18 protein-coding genes are annotated in these 21,890 nt (G+C 57.6%); 5 read left to right on the forward strand and 13 right to left on the reverse strand.

The window, feature by feature from the left end; genetic code table 11:
- Nucleotides 1–34: 34 nt before the first annotated feature.
- From ACAM29_RS12660 to ACAM29_RS12700, 9 genes are all read right to left on the reverse strand, one after another.
- The gene (locus tag ACAM29_RS12660; RefSeq protein ID WP_354408764.1) at nt 35–1,207 is read right to left on the reverse strand and encodes a D-alanyl-D-alanine carboxypeptidase family protein; all 1,173 of its coding nucleotides are present in this window, start codon (nt 1,205–1,207) and stop codon (nt 35–37) included.
- 78 nt (nt 1,208–1,285) lie between these two features.
- Complete coding sequence (locus ACAM29_RS12665; protein WP_369624350.1) at nt 1,286–2,128, reverse strand: septal ring lytic transglycosylase RlpA family protein; 843 nt, start codon at nt 2,126–2,128, stop codon at nt 1,286–1,288.
- Between the two features lies 1 nt (nt 2,129).
- Nucleotides 2,130–3,128: a lytic murein transglycosylase B gene (gene mltB / locus ACAM29_RS12670; protein WP_354408762.1), complete on the reverse strand. Its 999-nt coding sequence runs from the start codon at nt 3,126–3,128 to the stop codon at nt 2,130–2,132.
- 12 nt (nt 3,129–3,140) lie between these two features.
- The gene (gene rodA, locus ACAM29_RS12675; RefSeq protein WP_369624351.1) at nt 3,141–4,283 is read right to left on the reverse strand and encodes a rod shape-determining protein RodA; all 1,143 of its coding nucleotides are present in this window, start codon (nt 4,281–4,283) and stop codon (nt 3,141–3,143) included.
- Nucleotides 4,280–6,169 carry a penicillin-binding protein 2 gene (gene mrdA / locus ACAM29_RS12680; RefSeq protein ID WP_206838754.1) on the reverse strand — a complete coding sequence of 630 codons (1,890 nt, stop codon included), beginning with the start codon at nt 6,167–6,169 and terminating at the stop codon, nt 4,280–4,282. Before mrdA ends, rodA begins: the two co-directional genes overlap by 4 nt.
- A gap of 9 nt (nt 6,170–6,178) precedes the next feature.
- Complete coding sequence (gene rlmH / locus ACAM29_RS12685; protein ID WP_369624352.1) at nt 6,179–6,646, reverse strand: 23S rRNA (pseudouridine(1915)-N(3))-methyltransferase RlmH; 468 nt, start codon at nt 6,644–6,646, stop codon at nt 6,179–6,181.
- Nucleotides 6,647–6,656: 10 nt separating this feature from the next.
- Nucleotides 6,657–7,010 carry a ribosome silencing factor gene (gene rsfS, locus ACAM29_RS12690; RefSeq protein ID WP_091822659.1) on the reverse strand — a complete coding sequence of 118 codons (354 nt, stop codon included), beginning with the start codon at nt 7,008–7,010 and terminating at the stop codon, nt 6,657–6,659.
- Complete coding sequence (gene nadD / locus ACAM29_RS12695; RefSeq protein ID WP_369624353.1) at nt 7,000–7,677, reverse strand: nicotinate-nucleotide adenylyltransferase; 678 nt, start codon at nt 7,675–7,677, stop codon at nt 7,000–7,002. The genes rsfS and nadD overlap by 11 nt, the downstream gene beginning before the upstream one ends.
- Nucleotides 7,677–8,933, reverse strand: a complete 1,257-nt coding sequence (locus ACAM29_RS12700) for a glutamate-5-semialdehyde dehydrogenase (protein ID WP_369625145.1) — start codon at nt 8,931–8,933, stop codon at nt 7,677–7,679. Before ACAM29_RS12700 ends, nadD begins: the two co-directional genes overlap by 1 nt.
- A gap of 179 nt (nt 8,934–9,112) precedes the next feature.
- Here ACAM29_RS12700 and ACAM29_RS12705 point away from each other — a divergent pair, with 179 nt between their 5' ends.
- Nucleotides 9,113–10,840: a hypothetical protein gene (locus ACAM29_RS12705; protein WP_354408748.1), complete on the forward strand. Its 1,728-nt coding sequence runs from the start codon at nt 9,113–9,115 to the stop codon at nt 10,838–10,840.
- Nucleotides 10,841–10,860: 20 nt separating this feature from the next.
- Here ACAM29_RS12705 and parC read toward each other — a convergent pair whose 3' ends face one another.
- Entirely contained in the window at nt 10,861–13,110 is a 2,250-nt protein-coding gene (gene parC, locus ACAM29_RS12710; protein WP_369624354.1) for a DNA topoisomerase IV subunit A, read from the reverse strand.
- 165 nt (nt 13,111–13,275) lie between these two features.
- Here parC and ACAM29_RS12715 point away from each other — a divergent pair, with 165 nt between their 5' ends.
- The 3 genes from ACAM29_RS12715 to ACAM29_RS12725 are packed head-to-tail and all read left to right on the forward strand — an operon-like array spanning nt 13,276 to nt 15,341.
- Entirely contained in the window at nt 13,276–13,599 is a 324-nt protein-coding gene (locus tag ACAM29_RS12715) for a hypothetical protein (protein ID WP_091822666.1), read from the forward strand.
- Complete coding sequence (locus ACAM29_RS12720; RefSeq protein ID WP_369624355.1) at nt 13,599–14,483, forward strand: ChaN family lipoprotein; 885 nt, start codon at nt 13,599–13,601, stop codon at nt 14,481–14,483. Before ACAM29_RS12715 ends, ACAM29_RS12720 begins: the two co-directional genes overlap by 1 nt.
- 39 nt (nt 14,484–14,522) lie before the next feature.
- Nucleotides 14,523–15,341: a prolipoprotein diacylglyceryl transferase family protein gene (locus ACAM29_RS12725; RefSeq protein WP_369624356.1), complete on the forward strand. Its 819-nt coding sequence runs from the start codon at nt 14,523–14,525 to the stop codon at nt 15,339–15,341.
- Here the strand turns inward: ACAM29_RS12725 and ACAM29_RS12730 are convergent.
- Nucleotides 15,326–15,922: a YcbK family protein gene (locus ACAM29_RS12730; protein WP_354408736.1), complete on the reverse strand. Its 597-nt coding sequence runs from the start codon at nt 15,920–15,922 to the stop codon at nt 15,326–15,328. The two genes, ACAM29_RS12725 and ACAM29_RS12730, sit on opposite strands and share 16 nt — an antisense overlap.
- Before the next feature lie 80 nt (nt 15,923–16,002).
- Nucleotides 16,003–17,682, reverse strand: coding sequence for a murein L,D-transpeptidase (locus ACAM29_RS12735; RefSeq protein ID WP_369624357.1), 1,680 nt, complete (start codon nt 17,680–17,682; stop codon nt 16,003–16,005).
- Nucleotides 17,683–17,820: 138 nt separating this feature from the next.
- Here ACAM29_RS12735 and ACAM29_RS12740 point away from each other — a divergent pair, with 138 nt between their 5' ends.
- Nucleotides 17,821–19,908, forward strand: coding sequence for a hypothetical protein (locus ACAM29_RS12740; RefSeq protein ID WP_369624358.1), 2,088 nt, complete (start codon nt 17,821–17,823; stop codon nt 19,906–19,908).
- Between the two features lie 74 nt (nt 19,909–19,982).
- On the opposite strand, the gene parE is transcribed toward ACAM29_RS12740, so the two are convergent.
- A complete protein-coding gene (parE, locus tag ACAM29_RS12745) occupies nt 19,983–21,878 on the reverse strand; it encodes a DNA topoisomerase IV subunit B (protein WP_369624359.1) in 1,896 nt (631 codons plus the stop codon).
- Between the last annotated feature and the right edge of the window lie 12 nt (nt 21,879–21,890).

Consider the following 21,890-nt stretch of genomic DNA (forward strand, 5'->3'; position numbering starts at 1 on the left):
AGCATAAACCGGATTCAAGGTTTTTGTCTGATTTTTAGCCGATCAGGCCAATGAAGAAAAGCAGTATCGCGTGCCAGATACGCTTGAACAGCCCACCTTCAGGAACGGCTTCCAGCGCAACCAGGGGAACCGATGCCACGCGTTCTCCCTGAAGAGTTATCTGAACCTGCCCCAACACATCACCGCTGGCCACCGGGGCCTTAATCACCTTATCCAGTTCAATACTGGCTTCGAGCTGGTCGGTCTGGCCACGCGGAACGGTCACGGCCAGGTTTTCGGCCACGCCAAGTCGAATCTGGTCGCGGCTGCCAGCCCAGACTTTTTCGTCACGCAGCACCTGTCCCGCTTCGTACAGCGCGTGGGTTCGGTAGTAACGGAAACCGTAAGACAGCAGCTTCTGGCTCTCCTGTGCCCTTACCTCTTCACTGCTGCTACCCATTACCACTGAAATCAGGCGCATATCATCACGTTCGGCCGAGGCCACCAGACAGTAGCCGGCTTCGTCAGTATGACCGGTTTTGATGCCATCCACGCTATCATCACGCCACAGCAGCTTGTTGCGGTTGGGTTGACGTATATTGTTATAGGTAAAGTACTTTTGTGAATAGAGAGCGTAGTGCTGGGGGAATTCGTTAATCAGGGCCTTGCCCAGTTTTGCCAAATCGATCGCCGTTGAATAATGGTCTTCTGCCGGCAGGCCAGTGGCATTCTCGAAATGGGTGTTTTCCATCCCCAGCAGGCGCGCATGCTGGTTCATCAAGTCAGCAAATGCCCGCTCGCTGCCGGCAATATGCTCGGCCAATGCAACTGAGGCATCGTTGCCTGACTGGATAATAACGCCGTGCAGCAGATCATCCACGCTGACCTGCGTTCCTTCCTGGATAAACATGCGTGAGCCACCAGTACGCCAGGCCTTTTCACTCACCAGAACCATGTCTTCAAGTGCAATATTGCCCTTGGCAATCTCGTATTCGACCACATAGCTGGTCATCATTTTGGTCAGACTGGCGGGCGGGAAGCGCTCATCTTCACGGTCCGCGGCGATGACATGTCCCGTATCGGCATCCATCACCAGATAGGCACGCGCTGCAATCTGGGGCGGAGCCGGAATCAGGGCTGAAACCGCCTGGGCTGTGCTCGCCATCAGCATCAGCACCAGCAGGACAGAAAGAGCGAAGAAGTGTTGAAGAGTGAGTCGTTGCGCCATAGTCTCGTTACATCGTGGAAGTGAAGTCTTGCAGCAGTGACCCGCTGCCCGTACAAAGGTTCAACTCTACCCGCCGGTTCAGGGCAAGTCCACCAAGTGTGCGCCCGGATAACCCGCTGCCTTAAGCTGATCCAGAATCCAGCTCAGTGTATGACTGCCAGTCAGTGGACCCAGATGAACCCGGTAAAGGGTTCGCGCTTCACGCTGCACCGGGTTGATCTGAACCGGCTCTTGCAGCAGACCACGCAGACGTTCCGCAACATCCCGAGCACCAGACTCGGTTGAGAATGCCGCGATCTGCAACATGCGTCCAGTGATCGCAGCTTGATCAGCACTGACCAGGCTGCGCCCTTCCTGCTCTCTGGACTGCGCCAGCACGGCACCGGTACTGCCTGGAATGATTACCTCCACTTCAACTCGGGCCGTGCCCTTCTGCAGCATGTCCAGACGGTAGGCCGCCGCGTAGGACAGATCGATTACTCGGTCATCATGAAACGGGCCGCGGTCGTTAACCCGCACGACCACCTGACGGCCATTGTCGAGGTTCGTCACTCGAACAAAACTGGGTAACGGCAGCGATTTGTGCGCCGCTGTCATCTGGTACATGTCGTATATTTCACCGTTCGAAGTGGTGTGGCCATGGAATTTTTTGCCATACCACGAGGCGTTGCCCCGCACACGATAACCTTCGGCATTCGGCAATACGTAGTAGCGCTTGCCAAGCACTTCATAGGGGCTTTTGTTGCCCCAGCGGCTGACCGGCTCGTAGCGCGGCACGGCATCCGGCACATGAGCCATACTGATCGCCTGATCAGGCCCACGATCATGCTTCATACTGTAACGACTGCTGCCGCTGTCCTTGGAAGCGCAACCGCCCAGGGTCAGTGCTACTGCCAGCAGCCGCAACATCAGCCTTTTCATCTCAACGCCCCTGTGATTCACGTGCTTCACGAATCGCTTGACTCAGCTCATACACCGCCATGGCATACAGGTGGCTATGGTTGTAGCGGGTAATGACATAAAAGTTATGCAGCCCGAGCCAGTAATGTTCACCATCATCCATGGTCAGCTCCATCAGGGTCGCCTTCTGTTCCGGATCAAGGTCACGTCGCGTGGAGACGCCTCGCGCCTCCCACTCGGCCAGACTGACTTCGGGCTTAAGGCCAGCATTAACCCATTGAGGGTCAGCCGGTTCATTCATGACCACGTTGGAACGTACCGGTTCACCGGCCTTCCAGCCATGCTTATTAAAATAGTTGGCGACACTGCCAATGGCATCAACCTTGTTGCTCCAGATATTGCGCTTGCCATCGGCATCGAAGTCCACAGCGTAGTTGCGGAAACTCGAGGGGATGAACTGGCCATACCCCATGGCACCGGCATAGGAACCCACCAGCTCAGTGGGATCGAGATCTTCCTCTCGCACCATCTGCATGAACTCGATCAGCTGTCCCCTGAAGAAATCAGCCCGTTTGGGGTAATCAAAGCCGAGTGTCGCCAGGGCATCCAGTACTCGATAACGCCCCATGATACGGCCGTAGCGAGTCTCGACACCGATAATGGCAACGATAATTTCCGCCGGGACACCGTAGGTTTCTTCTGCTCGCTTGAGGGTATCTTCATGCTCATTCCAGAAGCTGACTCCCTGACTGATCCGGTTCGGTTCCACAAAAATCTTGCGATACTCACCCCAGGTCAGGCGGCGCTCCGCAGGGCGCGAAATGGCTTCCAGAATCGACTCCTGTCGCTGAGCTTCAGCCAGTACCTTACGCACTTCATCAGCATCAAAGCCCTGTTCAGCGAGCCTGGTTACGACGTCGTCGGCGAGTGGATGAGTGTCATATCCGTCAGCCGCATAACCTGTGCCTGCTCCGGCCAGCATCAGCCCTGCCAGCAGCAGTGTTCCGATCTTCTTGCGCATTCAATCTCTCCCTCAGCGGGTCAGCATCTGTCTGTGTGTCCTGATGGACATCAGTATGCCAAACCCCGCCATCAGCGTCACAATTGAGGTCCCGCCGTAACTGACCATTGGCAGGGGTACCCCCACCACCGGCAGCAACCCGGTCACCATTCCGATATTCACGAACACATATACAAAAAAAGTCAGCGTAATACTGCCGGCCAGCAGGCGAGCAAAGCTGTCTTGTGCCTGCACCGCAATAATCAGCCCTCGTGCAATGATCAACAGGTATAGCGCCAGCAGAATCAATACGCCGGACATTCCCAGCTCTTCACCAATCACCGCAATAATGAAGTCGGTATGCGACTCCGACAGAAAATCGAGCTGTGACTGGGTGCCATGCAGCCAACCCTTGCCCGGCAGGCCACCGGAGCCAATGGCGGTTTTGGACTGGATAATGTTCCAGCCTGCCCCCAGCGGATCACTTTCAGGGTCCAGGAAAGTAAGTACCCGCTGACGCTGATAGTCTTTCATAATGGCCCAGAGCGCCGGCAAGGCAGCCCCAACCAGCCCAAGGGCAATAAAAATCCAGCGCCAATAGACACCCGAAAGCAGAATAACGAACACACCTGAAGCCGCGATTAACAATGAAGTCCCAAGATCGGGCTGTTTCATGATCAAAGCAGTTGGGATTGCCAACAGTACCAGCGTACTGAGCAGATGCCGGAAAGTGGGCGGCAACTGCTGTCGCGTTAACCAGGCTGCAACCATCAAAGGCACCGCCAGCTTCATCAATTCTGAAGGCTGAAAGCGGAATCCCGGCAGTTCCAGCCAGCGCTGCGCACCCTTGGCACCAACACCGAAGAACAGCACACCCAGCAGTAAACCAACCCCAGCCAGATACGCCAGCGGAGCCAGAAACCGATAGGTTCTGGGCTGGATCTGCGCCAACACCAGAATGACCACAAAGCCAGCACCCATCCTGACGGCCTGGCGTTTCACATAGCCAAAATCCTGCCCTGAGGCACTGTAGAGCACAAAAAGACCAAACCCACACAGCAGCAGCAGTAACAGCAACAGCCAACCATCCAGGTGGGTATAACGCCAGAGTCCATCCGGCCGCTGAAGGTGCACGTTGCTGCCTGGCATGGTGCGTTGAAAGTCACGATGACTCATGGTTTCACCTGCAGGTCATTGTTGTAATCGCCTACGAGCCAGGCATCCATCACTTCACGTGCAATGGGAGCTGCGGTACTCGACCCGCCGCCCCCATTTTCGACCACGACGGCCACAGCTATGCGGGGATTATCCGCTGGCGCGAACGCAATAAACAGGGCATGGTCACGGTGCCGTTCTGCCAGTGCTTCAGCATCGTATTCCGCATCCTGCGCAATACCAACCACCTGGGCCGTACCGGTCTTGCCCGCGATACGATACTGCGCCCCTTGGGCGGAGCGGCGAGCAGTACCTTTTGCGCCATGCATGACCGACACCATGCCACCAATCACGTGATCCCAATGGTCAGGATTCTTGAGTACAACATCAGCCGGCTTTGGCTTGCGTCGGTAGATCGGATTAAACGGTACCGGGGTGTCTCCCAACTCCGGCACCAGCCCCTGCAGCATATGCGGCTGTACCCAACGCCCACGGTTGGCCAACACGGAGGCTGTCGTTGCCAGCTGCAGTGGCGTCATAACCAGAAAGCCCTGCCCTATACTCAGGTTGATAGAGTCACCAGGGTACCAGGGCAAACGACGATCATTTTCTTTCCACTCCCTTGAGGGCAGGAAGGATGTGATGGCTTCCGGCAGATCCAGACTGGTATCTGCCCCCACTCCGAAACGACCGAGGAAGTCAGACATTGGGTCAACGCCCATCTTGTGACCCACCTCATAGAACCAGACATCGCAGGATTCAGCCATGGCATCATTGAGATTAACCCAGCCATGCCCGCTACGCTTCCAGTCACGATAGCGGCGACCATTTTGATTGATCTGATAGAAGCCGGGGTCCCAGATTCTTTTCTCTGGCGTAATCGTATCCGTTTCCAGTGCCGCCAGCGCGATGACCGGCTTGATGGTGGATCCCGGTGGATAACCGCCCCGCAGAGCACGGTTGAACAATGGCAGATCAATAGAGTCACGCAAAGCGCTGTAGTCACGACTGGAGATGCCGGTCACGAACAGGTTGGGGTCATAACCCGGTGTACTGACCAGTGCCAGTATTTCGCCGCTGCCTGGCTCAATCGCCACAATGGAAGCTCGCCGTCCCTCTAACAGAGACTCGGAAAACTGCTGCAGGCGCAGATCCAGACTCAGCTGTATATTCTGCCCCGGCACCGGGTCTTCACGTTCAAGCACGCGCAAAATACGCCCCCGAGCATTGGTCTCTACTTTCTGGAAACCCACTTGCCCGTGTAGAAGGTCTTCATAGAACCGCTCGATACCCAGCTTGCCAATATAGTGTGTGGCGGCATAGTTGATCGGGTCGACTTGCCCCAACTCACGCTCGTTTATCCTGCCTACATAGCCCAGCGCATGCGCCAGGGATTCTCCGTAGGGGTAGCGTCGAATCAGGTCGGCTTCAACCTGCACACCTGGGAGCCGATGATAATTCAGTGAAATGCGGGCGATTTCGTCTTCGCTCAAACCAAAACGTAACGGAACCGTTTCGAACGGCCGCCGGCGCTGTTGCAGACGCTGCTCGAAACGCTCGATATCACGCTCACTCAATTCAATCAGCTCGGCCAGCTCAGCCAGTGTGGTATCGAGATCCTGCACTTCCTCTTTCAGCAGAGTGACCGAAAAGTTGGGCTGGTTATCGGCCAACAGCACCCCGTTGCGATCATAGATAAGCCCTCGACGAGGGGCAACAGGCTGTAGCTGCACTCGATTTTTTTCGGATATGGCCGCATAGCGGTCAAACTCGATCACCTGCAGATAGTAGACGCGCCCAATCAGTATCAGCATCAACAACAGTACACAGCCGAAGGCAAAAGCGGCCCGGTTGGTAAAGGTGATGCTTTCCTGAGAATAGTCCTTCAAGCGCTCAAAGGGTGCCATGGTGCGCCACTATTTATGGTAAGGGTGGCCCTGGAGAATGGTCCAGGCACGGTAGAGCTGTTCAGCGAGTACCACTCGCACCAGCGGGTGCGGCAACGTAAGTGCAGACAACGACCACTTCTGATCGGCCAATGCAAGGGCTCGCGGATCAAGGCCATCAGGCCCACCGATCAGCAGGCTGATATTGCGGCCGTCCATGCGCCACTGTTCGGCCTGCTCGGCCAGCTGTGGAGTTGACCAGGGGCGACCTTTCACATCCAGCGCCACCACCCGGTCCCCCTTGCCGATGGCCGCGAGCATGGCATCACCTTCACTGCGAATGGCGCGGGCGATGTCGGCATTCTTGCCTCGATGGCCCGGCGTCAGCTCCACCAACTCCAGCTGGAAGTCCGGCGGCAGGCGACGGGCATACTCGTTATAGCCCTCCTCAACCCAGGCAGGCATGCGGTTACCAACGGCAAGCAGGCGAATACGCATACTTCAGTGCTTACTCCTGCACAGGTTCTGCGCTGTCTTCGGCATCAAACCGCCACAGACGTTCCAGGTCATAGAAGCTGCGTGCATCCGGCATCATCACATGTACGATCACATCGCCCAGATCCACCAGTATCCAATCACCCACCGCCTGGCCTTCGGTGCCCACGGGTTGCAGACCAGACGCCTTGACCTTGTCGAGCACCTCCTGTGCCACGGACATCACGTGCCGCTTGGAAGTGCCGCTGGCGATAACCATGTAATCGGTCACACTGGACTTGCCGCGCACATCAATTTCGGTGATGTCACGGGCCTTGATATCTTCCAGTGCACTGTGCACCAGTTCACGCAGTTGCTCAGTTTGCATTAGCGCTTTGTACCTTCTCTTTTGAGTGAAAACCATAAAGTTCATGCTGGCTGATATAGTGCCACACCGGCTCAGGTAACAGATAGCGCGGCGACTGTCCGGACGCTATCAACTGCCTGATCTGGGTGGCGGATATCCCCAGCGGGGTTAATTCCTGAATATGAATACGCCCTGAGGGCAATCCAAGCAGCTCCTTATGATCACGGCTTCGATGCTGCTGCAACAGCGCCTGCAGCACTGGGCTGAGATCACTGTCGACATAGCCCGGCCGTGCAATAACCAGAATATGGGCATAATCCAGAAACGCCTGCCAACGGTGCCAACGCTCCAACGTCTGAAAGGCATCCATACCCATGGTCATGACAATGGGGCAATCGGGCCCGCGCTCCTGCCGCAATGACTGCAGCGTCAGCAGTGAGTATGAAGGCTCATCCGCTTCGACTTCTCGCGCATCGGCACAGAGTGCCGGTTCGTCTGCCACCGCCAACTGCACCATTTCAAGCCGTTCACGCGCTGTGCAGCCGGGCCGATCACGGTGTACCGGCTCGCCGGAAGGGATCAGACAGACCTGTTCGACTTCAAGCCACTGCTGCAGTTCCAGCGCCGTACGCAAGTGGCCATTGTGAACAGGGTCGAAGGTTCCACCCATGAACACCAGCGGCGGCATCAGCTGCGAACCTGACCGTCACCCAGAACGATGTATTTTTCCGATGTCAGCCCTTCCAGCCCCACTGGACCCCGCGCATGGATTTTGTCCGTGGAGATGCCGATCTCGGCGCCAAGACCATATTCGAAACCATCGGCAAAGCGGGTCGATGCATTCACCATCACCGAGCTGGAATCCACCTCGCGCAGGAACGCACGCGCCTTGGTATAGTTCTCGGTGATAATGGCATCGGTGTGCTGTGAGCTGTGGCGATTGATGTGTGCAATCGCTTCATCCATGCCATCCACAATCCGAATCGACAGAATCGGTGCCAGGTACTCGGTGTCCCAGTCAGCATCGGTTGCCGCATTCAGTCGTGACAGCAACGCCAGAGTACGTGCACAGCCCCGCAATTCAACGCCCAGCTGCTCATAGTGCTCCGCCAGCTCCGGAAGCAGCTCACCGGCCACGGCCGCGTCAACCAGCAGGGTTTCCATGGTGTTGCAGGTGCCATAGCGATGCGTTTTGGCGTTGATGGCGATATTCAGCGCTTTGGTACGGTCGGCCTCGGCATCAATATACACATGGCAGATACCGTCCAGATGCTTGATCACCGGCACGCGGGCATCGTTGCTGATCCGCTCGATCAGGCCCTTGCCGCCACGCGGCACGATGACGTCGACATATTCCGGCATCGTAATCAGACGGCCAACAGCCTCACGGTCTATGGTTTCCACCACCTGTATCGCTTCATGAGGCAAGCCAGCAGCTTTCAGTCCTTCTGCGATGCAGGTTGCAATCGCCTGATTGGAATGGATCGCTTCCGACCCACCGCGCAGAATCGCCGCGTTGCCGGATTTCAGGCACAGGCTTGCCGCTTCGCAGGTCACATTGGGACGCGACTCGTAAATGATGCCGATAACCCCCAGGGGTACGCGCATCTTGCCAACCTGAATGCCGGACGGGCGATAGCTCATGTCGCGAATCGCGCCGATCGGGTCCGGCAGCGCCGCGACCTGGCGCAACCCCTCGATCATGCCGTCAATACGGGCCGGAGTAAGCTCAAGCCGGTCCAGCAATGCGTCATCCAGCCCTTTGTCGCGACCGTTTTCCATATCGGTACGGTTTGCCTCTGCCAGCGCTTCACGGCGGGCATCAATCGCCTCAGCCATGGCCAGCAGAGCCTTGTTCTTACTGTCGGTGTCAGCACGGGCCATCAGACGTGAAGCCGCGCGTGCCTGTTCACCGAGTTGGGTCATATACTGTGCTACATCCATCATCGTCTATCCGCTTGGACATTGTCAGCCGCACAGTATAACGCCAGTGACACAAAAGGTCTTTTGGTGCTGCAAAAAGCTGGTTTATGCTGCGGGGGTATTGCTGTGACCTTGAGATGATTGTTGCTATCATCGGACATCTATCTTTCGCTATCAGTCACTCGATGCAAGAAGCCCCCATGGAGCCACAAGACGACACTCACCACAGCCCTCGCACGCTGTCCCTGCGCGCATTGCTCTCGGTCGCCCTTATTCTGCTGCTGAGCCTGTCCCTGGGCGGTGTACTCGAGTACCTGCGCAGCAGCGACCTTGCACGCCAGCAGGCCAATGAAGTAGGTATGATGTTTGGCCGCAGCAGCGCCATCCTGATCCAGCCGCTGGTACTATCCGATGACCGCATCAGCCTGAACTTCATGTTCAACGAACTTGCGGCACAACCCCTGATCAGCGGTTTACGGCTGACCGCTCCAGACCAGACCCTGATCGCGTTGGCGGGGCAGCCTCAGGGGCGTGGCCACAGCCTTGACCTGGTGCAAGGGGACGAAGTCATTGGCCAGCTGACCTACTGGACCAACCCGACTCCCTTCGAGCAGTTACTGCACCGACAACTGCTGGAAACAGCACTGTTGCTGGGTGGCAGTCTGCTGTTGACTGCATTGCTGCTGGGCCTCAGCCTGCGTCGCCAGCCTGTTTCGGACCAGACCGAAGCCAAGCCCGATTTCCGTGAACTGGTCAGTGAACTGACCCCTGCCGCTTCCCGAGACTCCATTCCGGCTTTCAGCTTCGACGACATGGACAACACGGGTACGGAGCCCCGTTCACCAACACCGGCAGCGTCAAACAATACAGACCCTGTGACCAAGAGGCAGCCACCTGAGCAAGCTCAAGTTGAAGCCGAAATCAAACCCTCTCCCGCACAACCGAATCAGGACTCGCAGGGCGATATGGCGGCTGAGTCCGCCCCTCTAAAGCCTGAACAGGAACTGGAAACCGAGCCGAAGGCTGCATATCCGTTAGATGACCGCCGCGAGCCCAGTTTTGATACAGATGAGCTGGTGTCACTGCTTAAGCCGGAACGGGATGATGCCCGCATGCCCAGCTTCATCCCTCAGGTACCGCACATCAGCGATCTGGCCGATGACAGTGACGAGGCGATGGTGCCCGACACCGATGAGATGGAGTTGGAGGAGCACACGGGACAAGAGGAAGAGTATACCCCCTTGCATCCCAACCCGTTGAAGCTCGGTAGCAACGAGGAACAACTGGGCCTGTACAGTTTCGAACACGAACTGGAGCTGATGCTGACTCCCGATGAGGCAGGTTACCTGCTGCTGATCGACACCCGAAGCGCCCACTCCGACAATGTGGAGGATGACGAGCGCAATGCACTGCTGAAAAACTACCGAACCCTGGCCAACTCTGTGGCCCGCATCTACAGCGGCAGCATCGAGCCGATGAGCGATGGCAACCTGCGCGTACTGTTCACCAACGCGGATGACAAGGACAGTCATGGCATCAATGCACTCTGCTGTGCCATGTTGTTCACCCATCTCTACAAGCAGTACAACCAGAGTCAGATTCGCGCTTTCCAGCCGGTCATGAACCTGCACATGGCCCTGGTGCGTGGCGCACATGATCGCATCGAACGGATGCAGGAGGAAGCCCACTTCCTCACCCGCACCACTCAAAGCAATGAGCTGATCAGCCATACGGCGTTGACCGAAGCGCCGCTGCTGAAGGAGAGCCTGCTGCAGAAAGCGGATATTCGGCGCGAGGATGAAGACAAGGTGCTGATTCTCAGCGTCAGCGAATCCTATCAGGCCCTGCTGGAGAAACAGGCAAGACACCTGCTGAGCAAGCTGAATGAACGTCAGCAGGGGGCACAGAACAGCCAGCCGACCTCCTGAGGAGGCTGGCTGGCAAGCTATCAGTCGCTGATGACCTCCATGCCATCAACCCGCTGATACCCCCGCGGCAGCTTGTTGCCGCGACGGCCGCGTTCACCGCGATAGTGCTCCAGTTCGACTCCCTTGAGCTTCAGGTGCTGGCGACCGGCATGCACCATCAGCGTATCCTCAGGCCCCAGCAGCATGATATGGGTCATGAGCTCTTCACCACTGGCGGCACGCGCCGAAGGAATGTTGATGATCTTGTTGCCCTTGCCGCGCGCCAGCTCGGGCAGCTCTGATACCGGGAACACCAGCAGCCGCCCTTCACTGCTGATCGCCGCCAGTAATGCATCACCACTCGGTACCAGCACCGGCTGCAGCACCTTCGCTCCCTTGGGCAGAGTCAGGGCGGCCTTGCCGTTTTTGGTTTTGCTGGTGAGCTGATCAACCCGGGTGACAAAGCCGTAACCTGCATCCGAGGCCAGCAGCACCGCGTCTTCGTCACGGCCGCAGACCAGTGCATCCACCACCGCGCCCTTGGGCAGGCTGATATGACCGGTCACCGGCTCGCCCTGTCCCCGTGCCGAAGGCAGCGCATGGGTATCCAGCGTATAACTGCGCCCGGTCGAGTCCAGCAAAACGGTCGGTTGGTTCATCCGCCCGGCACAGGCCAGTTTGAAGCCATCACCGGATTTGTAGCTGAGCCCCGATGCATCAATATCATGCCCCTTGGCTGCGCGAATCCAGCCCTGCTTGGACAGCACCACCGTGACAGGGTCGGCGCTGAGCAGATCCTTTTCACTGAAGGCACGCGCCTCGCCGCGTTCGGCCAGAGGCGAACGGCGGGCATCACCAAACTCCTCTGCCGCCGCTTCGATCTCTTCCCGGATCAGTTTGCGCATCAACTCATCCGAGCCCAGGGTTTCCTCCAGACGCTGGCGCTCTTCACTCAGCTCGTCCTGCTCGCCCCGGATCTTCATCTCTTCCAGTCGCGCCAGGTGACGCAGCTTGAGATCAAGAATTGAATCGGCCTGCACATCGGTCAAGCCAAAACGGCGCATCAGCTCATTTTTCGGCTTTTCCTCCTCCCGGATGATGGCGATCACCTCATCAATATTGAGGTAGGCCACCATGAGGCCTTCGAGGATATGCAGACGATCGCGTACCTTCTGCAGGCGATATTCCAGACGACGACGTACTACGCTGGTCCGCCAGCTGAGCCACTCGGTCAGGATCTGGCGCAGCTCCTTGACCTGCGGTCGGCCATCAATGCCGATCATGTTCAGGTTGACGCGGTAACTGCGCTCCAGATCCGTGGTGGCAAACAGGTGCGCCATCAACTGGTCGCAGTCGACCCGGTTGGAGCGCGGCACAATCACCAAGCGCGTCGGATTTTCGTGGTCGGACTCGTCACGCAGATCACTCACCATCGGCAGTTTTTTCTGCTGCATCTGGGCAGCAATCTGTTCCAGCACCTTGGCGCCCGATACCTGTGCAGGCAGCGCCGTCACCACAACTTCACCATCTTCCCGGCTCCAGATCGCACGCATGCGGAAACTGCCGCGGCCGGTGGTATAGATTTGACGCAGATCCGTCGCCGGCGTGATGATCTCTGCCTCGGTGGGCATATCCGGACCACGCACAATATTGCACAGGTCTTCCAGCGTAGCCTGAGGATAATCCAGCAGATGACAGCAGGCGGATGCCACCTCACGCAGGTTGTGCGAAGGGATATCGGTCGCCATGCCAACGGCGATCCCGGTACCGCCGTTGAGCAACACATTGGGCAGCCTTGCCGGCAGCACTTCCGGTTCGTCCATGGTGCCGTCAAAGTTGGGAACCCAGTTCACCGTGCCTTGCGCCAGCTCCTTCAGCAGCAGCTCAGCATAGGGTGCCAGCCGCGATTCGGTATAACGCATAGCAGCAAATGACTTGGGATCATCCGGCGAGCCCCAGTTGCCCTGACCATCCACCAGCGGGTAGCGGTAGCTGAACGGCTGTGCCATCAACACCATCGCTTCATAGCAGGCCGAGTCACCATGAGGGTGAAACTTGCCCAGCACATCACCCACGGTACGGGCCGACTTCTTGTACTTGGCCGTGGCCTTCAGCCCCAGCTCCGACATCGCATAAACGATACGGCGCTGTACCGGTTTCATGCCATCGCCGATATTGGGCAGCGCCCGATCGAGGATGACGTACATGGAATAGTCGAGATAGGCTTTCTCGGTAAAGTCGCGCAGTGACAGTTTTTCGGTATCACCGTCAAAGGTGGTCTCTACACTCATCAACTGATCCTTGAACACTGGATTCCGTTAGCGCAGGCAGCTGTTCCAGCCTGCAGATTGGCAGGGAGTATGCCAGCTCGACAGGAAAAGCGCATCCTGAGCGCTCCCGTCCGTGCATTTTTGCGTATAGGATAATAGAAAAGGACAACCACCGAGGAACCGCCCATGTCACAGGACAACAATCGCCTGCTGCTGGAGCTGGAAAAACAGCGCCGCGACATCAACCGTGAAATCATCAACCCGAAGATTCCCGAGCTGAGTCTGGACAGCCTGAAGCCTGTACTGTCAATGGTAGCGCATGCCCGTGCGGCCTATATCAGCGAATTGATCGACATCGCCAACATCAGTGGCGGTAACGCGCCATCATCTGACCAGATCAAACAGCTGACAGCCTGCCGTGAACACTTCGATGAGCTGGTGGCGGCCATGAACGCGCTCGAAACCGTTATTCAGCGGGATTATCTGGATGTGAAGAGCCGGGGGCAGTAATGCGTCGACGCATCATGCTGTTGCTGGCCCTTGGTCTGTCGTTTCCAGCACTGGCTGAGCATCCGCTAATCGGCAAGCTCTGGCGCTTATCCGAGCAACGCTTTGTATCCGAGGCTGAGCTTTTCGCTCAACTGCCCACGGATGGCTGGTTACTGCTGGGCGAGCAGCACGACAATCCGCACCACCATCAGCTGCAACGGCACTGGATAGCAAGTCTTGCCGATCGTGGCCAGCTGGGCGCCGTCGCTCTGGAGATGGCAACAACAGTGCAACAGCCCCTGCTGGATCAGGCACTGATGCGTGGCAGCACCACCACACCAGACAGCTTGAACTGGAATGCGGGCTGGAGCTGGGCGCTGTATGCCGATGTGGTCCGCCTGTCACTCGACCGAGCACCCGCTGTCATCGGTACCGACCTGCCCCGTGAACAGCAACGCAGTGTCTATCGAGAGGGCGCACCCTCCGATGACATGGGGGAGCTGCACGCCAACTACATGCGTCGGCTGCTGTTCGAGAGCCATTGTGGTCAGCTTCCCAAAGACTCGCTGGAGGGGATGCGGCAGGTGCAACTGGCCCGGGACCAGCAGATGGCCGAGCGTCTTGATCAGGCACAGCTTAAGGCACTCAGCGGTGTCATGCTGACCGGCACCATTCACGCCCGAAATGACCTGGGGATTCCGCTCTGGCTTGAAAAGCCGGCGGTTACTGTGTTGCTGACATCAGTGCAGGAGGGACGCCACGAACCCTATGACTATCTGCCGGAAAGTTATCCCGGAGCACCTGTAGCCGCTGACTATCTGCTGTTCACCGATGCCATTGCCGAACGCGATTACTGTGCTGAACTACAGTCTTCGCATCGAAAAACGGAATCTTCCGGATCCTGACGGGTCACTGTACCAGTCCTTTTTGCCATGGAGCCTGCGATGCTGTCACTGTCCATCGGTCCCTTTGCCATCTCGGCAGACCGCCTTGCCCTGCTGATCGCCTTTCTGGTTGCCTTGTTTGCCGGTTGGGTGAGCAGTCGCCGCGCTGGCAGAAATCCGGAGAGCGCCCTGTTCATCACCCTGCTGCTGGGACTGATCGGCGCTCGACTGGGATTTGTGCTGCGGTATGCCGATGAGTACCTGTCGCAGCCTGTGCAGATCCTCGATATTCGCGACGGTGGGTTTTGGTGGGTCAGTGGTCTGCTAGCCGGATTGGCCTGCGCCCTGTTTTTCGGGCTGCGCCAGCCTGCACTGCGTCGCCCGCTCACTATCGGGCTGGTGAGCGGCGCACTGTTCTGGACCGCCACTGCACTGCCGCTGCAGTTGTTGCACAAAACGACTGAAGCGCTGCCTCCCTTGAACTTCAACACCCTCAGCGGAGAGACCGTGAGCTTGCAGCAGTTCAGCGGTCAGCCGATCGTGATCAACATCTGGGCCAGCTGGTGCCCTCCCTGTGTGCGTGAGATGCCGGTGTTGGCCGAAGCCCAGAGGTCATTACCGGATGTACATTTTCTGTTCGCCAATCTTGGAGAAGATGCACAGAGTGTGAAGGGATTTCTGCAGCAGCTGAATATCGAGCTGGACAACGTGCTGCTGGACCAGCGGAACCAGCTTGGGGCGCACTATGGCTCTCGTGCTCTGCCCACTACCCTGTTCATTGATGCACAGGGACGGTTACAGGATTCTCATTTGGGCGAGCTGTCAGCGGCCAGCCTGAGGGACAAGCTGACCGTCATTCGCGCTCAGCTACCCCAGTAGCGCACGTTACCAGTATCGATATGAACAAAATTGGAGCTTGTGTAGAGGCCAACCCCACCAGCCTTCGCCTCGCAGGCGATTCGGTGCAGCTCTTTCAGCGATGTTCCGGGCAGGCGAATATCGATCGCCTTGCCCTGCATGTGCAGGCTCTTCTTGGCCACGCCCCCATTACCGTTGCTGCGCAGCTGGTTGTTGGTTTTCGGTGATCGGTAGCCGGACACGATCTCGAACGGATTGTTGATGTTGCCGCTCTCCACCCTGATGGTGTGCAACAGGTCCAGCAGCCGAGGATCAATTGGATGAATTTCGCCAGTGCGGAAATCACGCAACAGGTAGTTGATCTCATCCAGACTGGAGCTGAGGTAGCGCCCTTCTGCCCAGTACGTGGTTTTCAGTTGCTCACCGGTATGCAGATGGCTGAACTGCAGTTTACGCTCGAACAGAGGGCGGATATTGGCTGCCGCCTGTGGCACATGGAGGGCAGCTGCCGTCAGTGCCAGCCCGGTCAACAGACGGCGACGTTGACGACATTCCGGCGCCGTTTCGGCACCCGATCTGATCTGGCGTGGGGTGAACAGCATGCAGCACCTCGGAAAAAATTGACAACTGTATGATTAATAAACAAATCTGGTTGAATTTTACCCAATAGTCCTGCCATTGGCTACTGTTTAAGCACAGTTTGTGCCAGTGCACCCTGTTCAGTCTTCGGATCAAGCACCTCCGGCAGAGGCCCCAATGCCTGCTGCAACTGCCAGTCCAGCCCGTACACATCGGGGTGATAGTGTCCCTGCTGTTGCTCATCCACCCAGACGGTCAGATAAACCAGATATACCGGCAGTGGCCGTTCAAGCCTGAGCGTGTGGGTACGGGAGGTGTTCAGCGCCTGCTCCAGAGAGCGTTCACCCAGCAGCCGCTGGGCAAGGTCTTCAATTTCGTCCACTCGAATACAGCCTGAGCTGAACGCCCGCTCGGTGGACTCGAACAGCGTCTGCTGCGGGGTATCGTGCAGGTAAATACTGTAGGGGTTTGACATGCCGAAGCGTATACGCCCCAAGCTGTTCAAGGGGCCGGGGCGCTGCCGCAACAGATACGGGAAATTTCGGCGCGACAGGCTCTCCCAGTCTATCTCTTCAGGGTCAACCGGCTGCCAGCTGCCATCTACCTTTTGCAGTACCTCGATCTGTTGGCGAGCAAAATAGTCGGGATCCTTTCGCTGCTTGGGCAACAGATCCTCAACAGCCAGGCGGAAGGGCACCGTCCAGGGTGGGTGCATGATGAGGTGGTCCACGTCCGACTCGAACGACAGGGTAGGACGGTGCGGACGACCACTGATGATTCGGTATTGCTGTACCGCCCTGTCCTGCTCAACCAGTGTCATTGAGTAGGTCCCGGTTCTGACCAGCAGGTAACGTTCGCCCAAGTCCCTTGGCAGCCAGCGCCAGCGCTGCAGGTTGACCCGTACCTGTTGCAGCTGCTGCTCCGGCGAGCGCTGTAGCGCTGCGCGGGTCGCAGGTCCCAGAATACCGTCGGGTTCCAGTCCCTGCTGCTGCTGGAACGCCCTTACCGCCTCCACAACCAGTGGTGTATAGACCTCCTGCGGCTCAAACGAACTCTCTGCCGAATTCAACAGCTCCTTGCGAATCAACAACTCACGCACTCCCACAACCACAGAGTGGCTCGCCCCCGTGCGCAGCAGGCCATTCATGCTCAAGTCCGGTGCCACCCATGCCTCGCGATCAGTCCGCTGTAACAGCTGTGTATAGTGTTCAACCAGACGTTGATATTCGGCTGACCGGGGCAGCAGTGCCTGCAGGGTTGTCCCCACCTCTTCTGCCGCGGATGCCTGCAGCAACAGGTCGACCGCATCAAGCGTACGTGGCTGGAAACGCCACAACCGATCATGCTCCTCGGCAGAAGGGGTTACGCCGGCCAAATCCCGCGCCAGACGCATGAAACTGTCACTCAACAGAAGGTCATTCAATACCGGTTCCGGGCTCATGGCTGATCCGGCCGAAAACGGCTGCTGCAGCCGCGAATACTGATAATTTGACGGATCAAGCCCATGTTGCAGTGATGCTCGAATCCAGTGCTCCAGCTCTTGCTGCATCACCGTTTTCGCTTCGCCACGCATATTGCTCCACAGCAGTTGCCCGCCGGAGCGTTCATACAAAGACTGCAGCACCGGCCAATCAAGTCTGTCGGTTGCCGGCAGCTCACCCGCAGCCCCCGCCTGCAGCAGCTGCTGCAAATGCGTTTCAACCGACTCTGCGGCCTGTAACGGCATTGCGATCACACACAACAGCATTAGTGCAGACAGATGTGGACTCACAGCTCGCAGCATCTCAACCTCACCCGGTATTTGCCTTTCATCACTATAGCCTGTTTTCGGTTAGTGATATGCTAATACACCTTTACATACCCCGGCACCCGAGGGTTCTGGCGGTTATTTTCACGCAAGCCGTAATTGAAGGAGTCAAAGATGCAGAAATGGATAGGGGCTGGTGTACTGGTCGTGGTTGCAGGCGGTGGACTGGCCTGGCAGCAGGGCTGGCTGGGGGACGCCGGAGGAGGCCCGACCGAGATGGCGGCACACGTACCGGCTGATACCGTTATGTACCTTGGCGGCAGTGCCGATCCGGGACTGGTGCAGCAAATGCGCAATATCCCGCTGATGCCGGTCTCACAGAGTGAGCTGAGCGAACTGATTCAGGAGCTGCACAACGCAGGGGAAGACAGTCCCGCAGCCCGCTTTGCGCGCCACCTGCTGGCCGATCTGCTTACCCACTCCACCACCTACGGTACACTGGTGGACCACTACGGCTTTGACTTGGCCAGTCCACAGGCGATCTACATGGACGGCCTGGTACCAGTAATCCGCATAGGGGTAACGGACGAAGCTACCTTCTGGGCACCGTTGGATGAAGCCTCGGCCGCCAGTGGGCTTTCGTCCACTGACACACAACTGGGTGACACTACCGTACGCACTTGGCGGCTCAATCCCGAAGATGATCGCAGCGTGGATCTGGCTATTCGTGTCAAAGACGGCGTTGCCACGATCAGTTTTTTCATCTACAGCGACGACCTGGCCGCCAAACGCCTGCGCATGGCTCTGGATCTGCCTGAGCAATCACTGGCTGACAGCGGCGAACTCCAGGAAATTCAAAAAACATATGGTCTTGACGAGAGCATGACCGCCTTCATCCACCTGGAACGACTGGCCCGTGGCATTCTGGAACCTGGCAGCAACTCGCTGGCACACCAGCTGCATCCGGTCATTCAAGCCTCATCCGGCAAGTCGATCGAGCAGCAGCTGGAAGCAAGCTGTCGCAACGAGCTGGTGGCGCTTATTGCACAGATGCCACGCCTGGTGGCGGGCAATACGGGTCCAACATCCGGCAGCGAATTGAACAGTCGTTCGGTACTGGAATTGAAAAACGGTGCCGTTGTGGAGAACCTGAGCAAGCTCAGAGGCCATATCCCGGCACACAGCCGTGAGGTCGACAACCAGATTCTCGGACTGGGCCTCGGTCTCAACATTGATAACCTGGTCCCTGCCACGACTGCTCTATGGAATCAGTTTACCCAAGCCGACTTCAGCTGCCCTCAGCTGGTCAGCGCTCAACAGCAGATGGCGAATGTCAGCCCGGCCATGATGGGACTGTTTGCCGGCATGGCACAAGGCACATCTGGAGCCGGTTTCTCGCTATATGATCTGCAACTGAGCCCGACCCAACCGATTCCTGAGCAATATGACTTCCTGCTCAGTATCGCCACGGCCAACCCTCAGCCGTTATTGTCCCTGCTCAGCAGCACGCCATTTGGTCGTATGATCAGTATTCCACAGGATGGCAGCCTGAAAGAGCTGGATTTGTCGTTTGTTGCCCCTGGCATGAGCGTCAATGCTGGTATTCAGGGCAACCACATTGTCGTGTTCAAGGGTGAAAAGGCTCAGCAGGCCGTGGATAAGATCGGGGCAGAGTCATTGGACGCCAACGGGCTCAACAGCCTCAGCATCAATTATCCTCGTCTGGCAGATCTGGTGGATCAGATTCCAGCCCCCATCGCTGCACAAATGGATACCGGTACAGAAACCGGTTGTGTTTCTCAGGTGCAACTGTCCGAGCTGCTGCGTGCTCAAGCCGGCAGTATTGGTTACCACTCCGATATCAACGCTCAGGGCTGGGTGACCGATATGGATATGCGCCTGGCAACCGGAAACCGTGACGCCATCGACCCCGTCGGCAACTTTGTAGTGGTCGACAAAACCTTCGAATGTGAAGTGGGTGAAGAGGCTGGTTACGAAGAGATTCGCAAAGATGGTACAGGCCGCTATGTCTATGCCGACACCGACTGCGAGCTCTACCAGAGCAATTACAACTGGAGCATTGAAGGCCGTACAATGAAGATCAACACCATTGATGCACAGAGCCGTGAAAGCTGTGCCCAAGAGTGGGCGCCGGCCGAAGCGACCAACTCACAATGCCTGCTGATTTCGACTGACAATGGCTTCCGTTGCCTGTTCGACGGCGAGCAGGGCAAAACGTTGCTGCACTACATCCCGGAATAACCAGACTTGTGCACCATGCAAAACGCCGGGCAATTGCCCGGCGTTTCTGTTTTGGCTGTCCATTTAGCTCGGGCTTACACCACCTCCGCCAAATTGCCCTTCTGCTCCAGCCAACGCTTGCGATCGGGTGAGCGCTTTTTCGCCAGCAGCATGTCCATGATCTCCATGGTGTCGTCACCACTGTCCAGTGTCAGCTGTACCAGCCGGCGCGTATCCGGCGACATGGTCGTTTCACGCAACTGCAACGGGTTCATCTCGCCCAGCCCCTTGAAGCGCTGTACGCCGATTTTGGCGTTCTTGCGCTCGGCACGGATCCGCTCCACGATACCATCTTTCTCTGCATCATCGAGGGCGTAGTACACCTCCTTGCCGAAGTCGATGCGGTACAGTGGTGGCATGGCAACGTAGATATGGCCAGCGGACACCAGCGGACGAAAATGACGCACGAACAGTGCACACAGCAGCGTGGCGATGTGCAGCCCATCGGAATCGGCGTCCGCCAAGATACAGATCTTGTTGTAACGCAGGCCATCCAGCTTGTCAGAGCCGGGGTCGACCCCGATCGCTACCGAAATGTCATGGATCTCCTGTGAGCCCAGCACTTCGGCCGGATCCACTTCCCAGGAATTCAGAATCTTGCCGCGCAACGGCATGATCGCCTGAAACTCACGGCTGCGAGCTTGTTTGGCGGAACCGCCCGCGGAATCACCTTCCACCAGAAACAGCTCGGACTGGCTGGCATCAGCACCGGAACAGTCCGCCAGCTTGCCGGGCAGCGCCGGGCCCTGGGTCACTTTCTTACGCACCACCTTGCGTCCGGCACGCAGCCGGCGCTGTGCGCTGGCAATGACCAATTCAGCCAGTTTCTCACCCTCTTCAACATGACGGTTGAGCCACAGAGAAAAGGCATCCTTGATTGCACCTGAAATGAAGGCCGCAATCTGGCGTGAAGACAGACGTTCCTTGGTCTGACCCGCAAACTGAGGGTCGCGCATCTTGGCCGACAGGATATAGCAGCAGCGGTCCCAGATATCATCCGGGCTCAGCTTAACGCCACGTGGCAGCAGATTGCGGAATTCGCAGAATTCGCGCATCGCTTCCAGCAGGCCGGTACGCATGCCATTGACGTGAGTGCCTCCCTGCGCGGTGGGGATCAGGTTGACGTAGCTTTCGGCCGTGACTTCGCCACCATCGGCCAGCCACTGCACCGCCCATTCAACCGCATCCTCTTCCCCCTGCAGACTGCCGCTGAACGGCTCGGTGGGCAGGGTTTCATACACCTGAGTGGTACCTCGCAGATAGGCGATCAGCCCGTCCTCGTAGTACCACTCTTCCTGCTCCTTCTTGCCGCCGCTGAGGTCGGTAAAGGTCACCTTCAGGCCGGGGCAGAGTACCGCCTTGGCACGCAGGTTATGCTTGAGCCGGGTGACACTGAATTTGGGCGAGTCGAAATACTTGGGATCAGGCAAGAAGCGCAGGCTGGTGCCGGTATTGCGCTTGCCGCAGCTACCGATCACTTCCAGCTCGGATACCTTGTCGCCATCGGCAAAACCGATGCGGTACACCTGAGCGTCGCGCTTGATCTCCACATTGAGCAGCTTGGACAGAGCGTTCACCACCGACACACCAACCCCGTGCAGACCCCCGGAGTAGTTGTAGTTATCGTTGTTGAACTTGCCGCCGGCGTGCAGTTTGCACAAAATCAACTCTACCCCGCTGACGCCCTCTTCCGGATGGATATCCACCGGCATGCCGCGACCGTCGTCAGCCACACTGAGAGAGCCGTCTTCATGCAGGATGACATCGATCTGTTTGGCATGTCCGGCCAGGGCTTCATCGACCGAGTTGTCGATCACTTCCTGTGCCAGATGGTTGGGGCGATCTGTTTCTGTGTACATACCCGGCCGGCGGCGTACCGGATCCAGGCCACTGAGCACTTCTATCGCATCGGCGTTATATTGCTTCGACATCGGGTGTTCCTG

It is taken from the genome of Marinobacterium sp. BA1 (assembly GCF_041155135.1).
GTDB lineage: Bacteria > Pseudomonadota > Gammaproteobacteria > Pseudomonadales > Balneatricaceae > Marinobacterium > Marinobacterium iners.

Excerpts from the sequence above, each read along its gene's own strand:
- ACAM29_RS12730 (WP_354408736.1), bottom strand. The coding sequence starts at position 15,922 with ATGCTGTTCACCCCACGCCAGATCAGATCGGGTGCCGAAACGGCGCCG.
- nadD (WP_369624353.1), bottom strand. The coding sequence starts at position 7,677 with ATGCCGCCGCTGGTGTTCATGGGTGGAACCTTCGACCCTGTTCACAAT.
- mrdA (WP_206838754.1), bottom strand. The coding sequence starts at position 6,169 with ATGGCACCCTTTGAGCGCTTGAAGGACTATTCTCAGGAAAGCATCACC.
- ACAM29_RS12725 (WP_369624356.1), top strand. The coding sequence starts at position 14,523 with ATGCTGTCACTGTCCATCGGTCCCTTTGCCATCTCGGCAGACCGCCTT.
- ACAM29_RS12735 (WP_369624357.1), bottom strand. The coding sequence starts at position 17,682 with ATGCTGCGAGCTGTGAGTCCACATCTGTCTGCACTAATGCTGTTGTGT.
- ACAM29_RS12705 (WP_354408748.1), top strand. The coding sequence starts at position 9,113 with ATGGAGCCACAAGACGACACTCACCACAGCCCTCGCACGCTGTCCCTG.
- ACAM29_RS12700 (WP_369625145.1), bottom strand. The coding sequence starts at position 8,933 with ATGGATGTAGCACAGTATATGACCCAACTCGGTGAACAGGCACGCGCG.
- ACAM29_RS12715 (WP_091822666.1), top strand. The coding sequence starts at position 13,276 with ATGTCACAGGACAACAATCGCCTGCTGCTGGAGCTGGAAAAACAGCGC.
- mltB (WP_354408762.1), bottom strand. The coding sequence starts at position 3,128 with ATGCGCAAGAAGATCGGAACACTGCTGCTGGCAGGGCTGATGCTGGCC.
- ACAM29_RS12740 (WP_369624358.1), top strand. The coding sequence starts at position 17,821 with ATGCAGAAATGGATAGGGGCTGGTGTACTGGTCGTGGTTGCAGGCGGT.
- ACAM29_RS12665 (WP_369624350.1), bottom strand. The coding sequence starts at position 2,128 with ATGAAAAGGCTGATGTTGCGGCTGCTGGCAGTAGCACTGACCCTGGGC.
- parE (WP_369624359.1), bottom strand. The coding sequence starts at position 21,878 with ATGTCGAAGCAATATAACGCCGATGCGATAGAAGTGCTCAGTGGCCTG.
- ACAM29_RS12720 (WP_369624355.1), top strand. The coding sequence starts at position 13,599 with ATGCGTCGACGCATCATGCTGTTGCTGGCCCTTGGTCTGTCGTTTCCA.
- parC (WP_369624354.1), bottom strand. The coding sequence starts at position 13,110 with ATGAGTGTAGAGACCACCTTTGACGGTGATACCGAAAAACTGTCACTG.
- rsfS (WP_091822659.1), bottom strand. The coding sequence starts at position 7,010 with ATGCAAACTGAGCAACTGCGTGAACTGGTGCACAGTGCACTGGAAGAT.
- ACAM29_RS12660 (WP_354408764.1), bottom strand. The coding sequence starts at position 1,207 with ATGGCGCAACGACTCACTCTTCAACACTTCTTCGCTCTTTCTGTCCTG.
- rlmH (WP_369624352.1), bottom strand. The coding sequence starts at position 6,646 with ATGCGTATTCGCCTGCTTGCCGTTGGTAACCGCATGCCTGCCTGGGTT.
- rodA (WP_369624351.1), bottom strand. The coding sequence starts at position 4,283 with ATGAGTCATCGTGACTTTCAACGCACCATGCCAGGCAGCAACGTGCAC.